Genomic DNA, 8158 nt, shown 5'->3' on the forward strand with positions numbered 1-8158 from the left:
CCTTCGTCGACCTCGGCGTGCCCGCCGATCTCAGCGACTCCCTGTCCACCCTCGGCATCACCACCCCCACCCCGATCCAGGCAGCGACCCTGCCGGACTCGCTGGCCGGTCGCGACGTCCTCGGACGTGGCCGCACCGGTTCGGGCAAGACGTACGCCTTCCTGCTGCCGCTCGTGGCCCGCCTCGCCGGCGGACGCCGCCCCCGCGCCACCGCCCCCCGTGCCCTCATCCTGGCCCCCACGCGCGAGCTGGTCGGCCAGATCGAGGCCTCGCTGGAGCCGTTGGCCAAGGCGGCCGGGCTCACCAGCCGCACCGTCTTCGGCGGCGTCGGCCAGAACCCGCAGGTCACCGCGCTGCGCAAGGGCGTCGACATCGTCGTGGCCTGCCCCGGCCGCCTCGAGGACCTGATCGGTCAGGGCCACTGCACCCTCGACGACGTCGAGATCACCGTCCTCGACGAGGCCGACCACATGGCCGACCTCGGCTTCCTCCCGGCCGTGCGACGCCTGCTCGCCAAGACGCCGACCGGCAGCCAGCGGCTGCTGTTCTCGGCGACCCTCGACAACGGCATCGACGTGCTGGTCAAGCAGTTCCTGTCCTCGCCGGTGACCCACGAGGCGGACTCGGCGCAGTCGCCCGTGGCCACCATGACCCACCACGTGCTGCACATCGAGCGCGAGCACCGGCTGCCGGTCCTCGTCGACCTCACCAGCGCCCCCGGTCGTACGGTCGTGTTCACCCGCACCAAGCACGGCGCCAAGGCACTGGCCCGCCAGCTCAACAAGAACGGCGTCCCCGCCGTCGAGCTCCACGGCAACCTCGGCCAGAACGCGCGCACCCGCAACATGGAGGCCTTCCACGACGGTCGCGCCACCGCCCTGGTCGCCACCGACATCGCGGCCCGCGGCATCCACGTCGACGACGTCGCCCTGGTCGTGCACGCCGACCCGCCGGCCGAGCACAAGGCGTACCTGCACCGCTCGGGCCGCACCGCCCGCGCCGGCAACGAGGGCACCGTGGTGACCCTGATGACGAGCGAGCAGGTCAAGGACGTGCGCGACCTGACCCGTGCTGCCGGCATCAAGCCCACCACCACGCGCGTCAACGGCACCGACCACCCCGTCCTGACGCAGCTGGCCCCGGGGGAGCGGGTCCGCTCCGGCGCCATCGAGCTCGGCGGGCAGCAGCCCACGGGCGGCGGCCAGGGTGGCGGCTCGCGCTTGGGTGCCAAGCGCGGCGGCACCAAGCCGGTCGGCTCCGGGCAGGCCGGAGGCAACGGGGGCCGCGGGCGCGGTCGCGGCCTGGGCGCGGGATCGCAGTCCAAGCAGGCCGGCCCCAAGGGCGGCGGCAACGGCGGCCAGCGTCGTGGCTCCGGCGCAGCGCCCACCGGTGGGGGGCAGCAGCCGTCCCGCAGTCGCAACCGGCGTCGTTCCTCCGGCGGGTCGAGCGGCGGCCACAGCGCCGCTTCCTTCAGCTCCGGGCGCCGCTGAGCGCGACGTCCCGCGCCGCGAACTCCTCGGCATGAATAGACTGCCCGCTCCACAGGCAGTCATCGGCAGGAGGAGCAGCGGTGCGAGGACGTACGTTCAGGACGGTCGCGACGGCGGCGGCAGGAGCCGTGCTGGGAGCGGGGCTGCTCGTCGGCCCGGTCCAGGCGCAGCCGGCACCGCCGGTCCAGTCCGCCACGCAGACCACGTCCTGCGCCGACCGTACGGTCAACCCGCGCCGCCCCATCCCGGCGAAGATGTTCGGCCGCTGCGTCGTGCGCGGCATGAAGGCCGGGCGCACGGTCACCGTCACCACCAACCACGACGGTGAGGTCAGCAAGGGGCCGATGCGGTTCACCAAGGTGACCGACGCGTCGGTCACGTACGCCGACTCTTCGCGCGTGGTCATCCTCGGCGACGACGCGTGGTGGAAGGAGGCCGGTCACGGTTGGGCGAAGGCCAAGGCGAAGGGCACCCAGCGCGAGCGGCAGGCGTACCTGATCTTCGTGCTGTGGCGCGCCAACTCGTCGGCCCAGGCGTACCGCTCCATGCTCGCCTCGAGCAGCACGCCGTGGGAGTGGACCGGCAAGGCCCGCAAGGTCAACGGGGTCCGCGCCCGCGAGTACACCGGGACCCCCGCCTACGCCGAGACCACCTTCTCGACGTACCGGGTGTGGCTGGACAACTCCTACCGTCCGGTCCGGATCAAGACGGTGGGCACCGCCTACGGCATCACCGTGAAGACCACGCAGGACTTCCGCCGCTGGGGCAAGAAGGTCACGATCACCGCACCGAAGGTGTCCTGACCTTCTGCCGCGAAACGGACACGGCTGGCCGGTCCGGTGGGACGATGGAACCGTGAAGTTCCTGCTCAACGTCATCTGGCTCGTCCTGTCCGGCTTCTGGCTGTTCGTCGCCTACGCCTTGGCCGGCGTGGTGCTGTGCGTGCTGTTCGTCACCATCCCGTGGGGCGTGGCCTCGTTCCGCCTGGCCCGCTACGCGCTGTGGCCCTTCGGTCGTACGGTCGTGGAGCGCCCCGACGCGGGCGCGGCGTCCTTGCTGGGCAACATCGTCTGGCTGGTGCTGGCCGGGTGGTGGCTGGCGCTCACCCACATCGCCTCCGGCATCGCCCTGTGCCTGACGATCATCGGCATCCCGATGGGCATCGCCGACTTCAAGATGGTGCCCCTGGCGCTCATGCCTCTGGGCAAGAAGATCGTTCCCAGCGACACCGTCGTGGCCGGTGAGCGCTGGGAGGTCACCACCACCCGAGGCTGAGCAGGCGGCTCCCCGCGCTGTCGCTAGAGTCACCGGCGGCAGTGGTGGGCACGGCGAGAGGACTTCTGATGACGCAGCGGGCAACGGCCGCCCAGGTGGTCGCACGGTTGAGCACCGAGGACAAGGTACGACTGCTCTCGGGCCGCAACTTCTGGTCCACCCGCGCCGTGCCGGGCGTCGCGTCCGTCATGCTCACCGACGGGCCCCACGGGCTGCGCAAGCAGGCCGGATCCGGCGACCACCTCGGCCTCGCCGAGTCCGTTCCCGCCACCTGCTTCCCGCCCGCCGCCGGCCTCGGCGCCACCTGGGACCTCGAGCTCCTCGAGGAGATCGGCGAGGCGCTGGGGCGTGAGGCGGCCGCAGAGCAGGTCGGCGTGCTGCTCGGCCCGGGGCTCAACATCAAGCGTCACCCCGCCGGGGGCCGCAACTTCGAGTACTTCTCCGAGGACCCGCTGCTCTCCGGCAAGACTGCGGCCGCGATGGTCCGCGGCATCCAGTCCCAGGGGGTCGGCGCCTGCCTCAAGCACTTCGCCGCCAACAACCAGGAGTTCAACCGGATGCGCGTCGACACGGTCGTCGACGAGCGCACCCTGCGCGAGGTCTACCTGGCCGGCTTCGAGATCGCGGTGACCGAGTCGTCCCCGTGGACGGTGATGAGCTCCTACAACCTGCTCAACGGCGAGCACACGGGTGAGTCGTACCGCCTGCTCACCGAGATCCTGCGCGACGAGTGGGGCTTCGACGGCGTCGTGATGAGCGACTGGTTCGGCACCGCCGACCGCGCCGTCGGCGTCCGCGCCGGCATGGACCTGGAGATGCCGGGCTCGAACGGCTCGTGGAACGCCGAGGTGCACGCCGCGCTGGAGTCCGGCGCACTCAGCCACGCCGACCTCGACCGGGCCTGCGAACGCCTGGTCGAGATGGTGCAGCGCGTCGCTCGTGACGACGCCAGCCCGGACGAGGCTCCCGGTGCGGTCGACCACGACGCCCACCACGCCCTGGCGCGCCGCGCAGCAGCCGCGGCGACCGTGCTGCTGACCAACGACGGGCTCCTGCCGCTGGCTGGGACCGGCAGGGTCGCCCTGCTCGGCGCGATGGCGAGCACGCCCCGCTTCCAGGGGGCCGGCAGCTCCCTGGTCAACGCCACCCGCGTCGACTCGGTCCTGGACTCCCTGCGCAGCCGGCTGGAGCCCCAGGCACAGGTGGAGTACGTCGCCGGCTACGACCCGGCCAGCGGCGAGGCCACGCCCGCCGACCTGGCGGCGGCCCGTACGGCTGCCGCGGAGGCCGACGTGGCCGTCGTCGTCGTCGGACTGCCCGCGCGCCACGAGTCCGAGGGCTTCGACCGCACCACGCTCCGTCTGCCGGCCGGCCACGACGCGCTCGTCGAGGCCGTGCTCGCCGTCAACCCGCGCACCGTCGTGGTCCTGGTCAACGGCGCGCCGGTCGAGGTGCCGTGGGCGGACCGCCCGGCGGCCCTCGTCGAGGCGTACCTGGGGGGTCAGGCCGGCGGCTCCGGCCTCGTCGACGTGCTCACCGGCGACGCCGAGCCCGGTGGACGGCTCGCGGAGTCGTTCCCGGTCTCGGGCGCCGAGCTCCCGGCCAGCGCCAACTTCGCCGACCACCCCACCCAGGTGCAGTACCGCGAGACGTTCCACGTCGGGTACCGCTTCCACGACACCTGCGGGGTGGCGCCGCGCTTCGCCTTCGGCCACGGGCTCAGCTACACGACCTTCTCGTTGGGCGGTCTCACCGTGAGCGGGTCCGGCCAGGAGCGGCAGGTCGAGGTGACCGTCACCAACACCGGCGAGCGGGCCGGGTCCACCGTCGTCCAGGTGTACGTCCACGACGTGGCGTCGTCGGTCCCGCGCCCCGAGCAGGAGCTCAAGGCCTTCGCCAAGGTGCACCTGGAGCCGGGGGAGGCGCGCCGGGTCCAGCTCGACCTCGGGCGCAGGGGGTTCGCGGTGTACGACACCGCCACCGCGGCGTGGGCCGTCGAGGCGGGCGAGTTCGAGATCCGCGTCGGCACCTCCTCGCGCGACCTCCCGCTGCGCAGCACCGTGGTGCTGGACTCGCCCGACACGGTCACCGCCGTCGAGGCACCGTCGCGCCCGCTGGTCGACGACGCCGAGTTCGCCGTCCTGCTGGGGCGGTCCGTGCCCGCTCCGCGTCCGCTGCTGCCCTTCCACCGCGACTCGACGCTGAGCGACCTCGACGGCACCTGGCTGGGCGCACGGCTGCAGAAGCTGCTGCTCTCCATGGCCGGCCGGCGCGTGTCGGTCGGGGACGACGCGAACTCCGCGATGATGGAGACCGCCATGGCCCAGATGCCGCTGCGCGGGGTCGTGATGGCCGCGGCAGGGCGGCTGACCTACCCCGTGCTGGACCGCGCGATCAGCGTCCTCAACGCGGCCCGTCGAGGACGCTGAGCTCCGCGTCGACGGGTGCCGCCGCACCGCCGGCGACCAGGGCCCACAGGTCCTTGGGGTCGGCGGGGGAGGCGACGAGGTCGAGGTGGCGCACCAGGCCGCTGCCGGCCACCCGCGCGTACGCGTGACGCAGGGCGGTGAAGTCCTCGACGGCGAACCCGACCGAGTCGAAGAGGGTGATCTGGTCGGCGCTGGTCCGCCCGGCCGCAGCCCCGGTGAGCACCTCGTGGAGCTCGGTGACCGCGAAACCGTCGTGCATCTGCTGCAGCTCACCCTCGATCCGGGTCTGCGGGGTGTGCTCGACGACGACCCTGGCCCGGTCCAGGACGGAGGCGTCGAGCTCGGTCTTGCCGGGGCAGTCGCCGCCGATGGCGTTGAGGTGCATGCCGGGCACCACGGCGTCGGCGGGGAGCACGGTGGCGTACGCCTTGTCGGCGGTGCAGGTGGTGACGACGTCCGCCCCGAGGGCGGCGGCCCGAGGGTCGTCGCACACGACGACCTCGAACCCGAGGGCGGTGGCGTTGCGGACGAACTTCGCCGTCGAGGCGGGGTCGGTGTCGAAGACCCGCAGCCGCTCGATGCCGAGCTCGGCGCGCATCCCGATCGCCTGGAACTCCGCCTGGGAGCCGGTGCCGATCATCGCCATGACGCGCGAGTCCGCACGCGCGAGCACCCGGGCGGCCAGGGCGGAGGTCGCGGCGGTGCGCAGGGCCGTGAGAAGCGTCATCTCCGCCACGAAGACGGGGTAGCCGGTGGCGACGTCGGCGAGCACGCCGAACGCGGTGACGGTCTGCAGGCCCCGCGAGGGGTTGATCGGGTGCCCGTTGACGTACTTGAAGGCGTACTGCTGGCCGTCGCTGGTGGGCATCAGCTCGATCACCCCGTCGCGCGAGTGGGAGGCCAGACGCGGTGTCAGGTGGAACTCCCCCCAGCGCCGGAAGTCCTCGGCCAGGGCGTCGGTCAGCTCCGAGATGATGCGTTCGGCTCCGTCCGCGGCGATCCAGCCGACCGCACCGGTCACGTCGAGGAAGGGGACTCCGCGCACCATCACTGCACCTCCTGAGGTTTCGGGACCCGGCTGGGTGGACGTCCGCCCCGCTCGGGCGGGGCGGAACTCGTCCTGTCGATCTAAAGGTCCACGGGAGGATCTACGGTAAGTGCCCGCGTACGGCGGATCAATGTCCTGACGGAGTGTCGTTGCGCAGGCCGCGCAGGATGACGTCGAGGACGCTGGTCCCCGGCAGGTCGCGCTGCGGCCCGCCCGCGATGGCGGCGGAGCCCGTGAGCATCATCAGGACCTGCATGATCGTGTGCGCGGTGACGTCGGGGTGGAGCCACCCCTCCTGGTGCGCGCCCTCGACGGAGGACGCCACGATCCGCTCCATCCGCTCGCCCAGGGCGGCCAGGTCCTGCTGGCCCGGGTCGGAGGCGAAGAGCACCAGGAAGAGCCCCGGTGCGCTCTGCTGCATGGTCCACATCTCCGACAGGAGCGTCTCCAGCTGGTGCGGGCCCGTGGCGCCGGCCAGCTTCTCCAGGTCGTCGACCCGCGCCTCGAAGAGCGCCGAGACGAGCGCCTGTCGGTCCGGGAAGTGGCGGTACAGGGTGGCGCGGCCGACACCCGCGCGCTGCACGACCAGGTCGAGCGGGGCCGAGGCCCCGTGCTCGTGGAAGACCTCCTCGGCGGAACTCAGGAGGAGCTCACGGTTGCGGGCGGCGTCGCGGCGGGGCATCCGCTCAGACTAACCGTGAGACTCCTCCTGGTCCTTGCTTCTCAGCCCTGCGTCGAGGCCGCCATGGCGCGGGCCGCGATCAGGCCGAACACCACCGCGGGGCCGAGGGTGGAGCCGGGGCCCGGGTAGGTCCGACCCATCACCGAGGCCGAGTTGTTGCCGGCGGAGTACAGGCCCTCGATGACGGTGCCGTCGGGACGCAGCGCACGCCCCTTGACGTCGGTCACGACGCCACCCTTGGTGCCCAGGTCGCCGATGACCACGCGTACGGCGTGGAACGGCGCCTTCTCCAGCGGCCCCAGGTTCGGGTTGGGGAGCACGCTGGGGTCGGAGTAGTACCGGTCGTAGGCGGAGTTGCCGCGGCCGGTCGGTGACGTACTCCTCGATGATGCCGGTCGAGAGGGCGCCGCCTACATTTATATTATTAATACGCCTTTCGAGCTCGGAGACGACCGCGGGGTCGGCCACGCCGTCGACGTAGAGTATCGCCGCCTTTGTCAGGCTCTTGCGGCCGAGAAGAGTGCTTTTGATCTTCAGCGCGGGGTTTGCGATGCGCTTTCGCACGAGGGCGGTGTCGGTGCGCAGGGTCTCGGTGAAGCTGTCCTTGCCGCCTTTGAGGGATTTCTCAAGCGTCGGCTCGCTGATGCCGCGCTGGATCTGCGCGCTGCGGTTTTCAAAGCACACGGCGCACCTTTCGTCCTCGAAAACGACAGCGCAGCAGCCCTGCGTTATATCGCCGACTATATCGTCGAGCGTCGTGCGCAGCGTCGCCTGCGAGCTGTACACCGCGCCGTCGAGAAGCCTCTGCGGAGAAAGTGCGACTCCCGCGCGAAGAATCTCGGTCAGGGGCCGCAGCACGTCCTTTGAAATGTCGCCGCCCGAGGCAACGCCGTCGAGCCAGCAGACAAAAAGCGTCTTATCGCCGCTGAGACCCGGGCGTATATCTCGCGACTGAAAGTCCGAGCAGCCGTCGAATATGTCATTGAGCGTTTTTGCGCTTATCGTGCCCCTGTACGCGGGCTCGCGCCGTGCGTGGGGCTCATCGCCGCATTTTTCGCGGCGGAACAGGTTCTTAAAATCAGCCATATTGTTATTATGCGCGGCATTAGGCACAATATTTAGTGTAGGCGGAAAATCTTAAAAATTTGTTGTGAAAATAGTCGAAAAAGTGTTGACAAACTGTGTCGTCGGTGGTATTCTAAGCAAGCGCCTCGAGAGAAAACGCCGCATCGAT

The 8158-nt window shown here is 70.9% G+C and carries 6 protein-coding genes and 2 pseudogenes; 4 read left to right on the forward strand and 4 right to left on the reverse strand.

The features are described from left to right. The 4 genes from ACI379_RS13070 to ACI379_RS13085 form a co-directional block, all read left to right on the forward strand. On the forward strand, positions 1 to 1490 hold a 1490-nt coding region (locus ACI379_RS13070; protein WP_439792530.1), incomplete at its 5' end, for a DEAD/DEAH box helicase. Between the two features lie 80 nt (positions 1491 to 1570). Then, on the forward strand, positions 1571 to 2293 hold the full coding sequence (locus tag ACI379_RS13075) for a hypothetical protein (RefSeq protein WP_439792531.1): 723 nt from the start codon (positions 1571 to 1573) through the stop codon (positions 2291 to 2293). A gap of 52 nt (positions 2294 to 2345) precedes the next feature. Next, a complete protein-coding gene (locus tag ACI379_RS13080) occupies positions 2346 to 2765 on the forward strand; it encodes a YccF domain-containing protein (RefSeq protein WP_439792532.1) in 420 nt (139 codons plus the stop codon). Positions 2766 to 2833: 68 nt separating this feature from the next. After that, on the forward strand, positions 2834 to 5194 hold the full coding sequence (locus tag ACI379_RS13085) for a glycoside hydrolase family 3 C-terminal domain-containing protein (protein WP_439792533.1): 2361 nt from the start codon (positions 2834 to 2836) through the stop codon (positions 5192 to 5194). Here the strand turns inward: ACI379_RS13085 and ACI379_RS13090 are convergent. The 4 genes and pseudogenes from ACI379_RS13090 to ACI379_RS13105 form a co-directional block, all read right to left on the reverse strand. Further along, entirely contained in the window at positions 5169 to 6242 is a 1074-nt protein-coding gene (locus ACI379_RS13090; protein ID WP_439792534.1) for an ornithine cyclodeaminase, read from the reverse strand. The two genes, ACI379_RS13085 and ACI379_RS13090, sit on opposite strands and share 26 nt — an antisense overlap. Before the next feature lie 127 nt (positions 6243 to 6369). Further along, positions 6370 to 6924: a TetR/AcrR family transcriptional regulator gene (locus ACI379_RS13095; RefSeq protein ID WP_439792535.1), complete on the reverse strand. Its 555-nt coding sequence runs from the start codon at positions 6922 to 6924 to the stop codon at positions 6370 to 6372. A gap of 41 nt (positions 6925 to 6965) precedes the next feature. Continuing rightward, positions 6966 to 7262: pseudogene (locus tag ACI379_RS13100) on the reverse strand (FAD-binding protein); the annotation flags it as partial. A gap of 76 nt (positions 7263 to 7338) precedes the next feature. Then, positions 7339 to 8010, reverse strand: a pseudogene (locus ACI379_RS13105) (spore germination protein); the annotation flags it as partial. Positions 8011 to 8158: the final 148 nt, after the last annotated feature.

The organism is Nocardioides sp. (genome assembly GCF_051876515.1).
GTDB lineage: Bacteria > Actinomycetota > Actinomycetes > Propionibacteriales > Nocardioidaceae > Nocardioides.

Coding starts and splice junctions, on each gene's coding strand:
- ACI379_RS13085 (WP_439792533.1), top strand. CDS start 2,834: ATGACGCAGCGGGCAACGGCCGCCCAGGTGGTCGCACGGTTGAGCACC.
- ACI379_RS13090 (WP_439792534.1), bottom strand. CDS start 6,242: ATGGTGCGCGGAGTCCCCTTCCTCGACGTGACCGGTGCGGTCGGCTGG.
- ACI379_RS13095 (WP_439792535.1), bottom strand. CDS start 6,924: ATGCCCCGCCGCGACGCCGCCCGCAACCGTGAGCTCCTCCTGAGTTCC.